Origin of the sequence: Caulobacter sp. 602-1 (assembly GCF_003931565.1) — a bacterium.
Lineage (GTDB): Bacteria > Pseudomonadota > Alphaproteobacteria > Caulobacterales > Caulobacteraceae > Caulobacter.
Window position 1 is genome coordinate 1 of sequence record NZ_RRYI01000182.1, and the last position, 279, is coordinate 279.

Sequence of the window (279 nt, forward strand, 5' to 3'; positions counted from 1 at the left end):
CACAATCTGCTCGCCGGGCATGGATCCAGGCTCGCCTTTGGAGTCCACCACCGGCGGCTCCCAATCGTTCTCGCCGCGCACGGGTATACGGCACTGCACGCCGTACTGCTTGCCCTGCTGCGTACGGGTGAAGTACCAGTAGTCGTTCACGCGCGTGGGCACCGACATATCGGTTTCTTCCACGTGCGATTTGAGCTCCTCGAACAGCGTGTTGCGCAAACCGGCCAAATGCGCCATGCGATGCTCGCAATACCGGTTTTCCGCGGCCACGTAGTCGCG

General features: G+C 62.0%; 1 pseudogene. It reads right to left on the reverse strand.

The annotated features are described in order from the left end of the window. Positions 1-270 (reverse strand): annotated as a pseudogene (locus tag EIK80_RS25785) (hypothetical protein); the annotation flags it as partial. Positions 271-279: the final 9 nt, after the last annotated feature.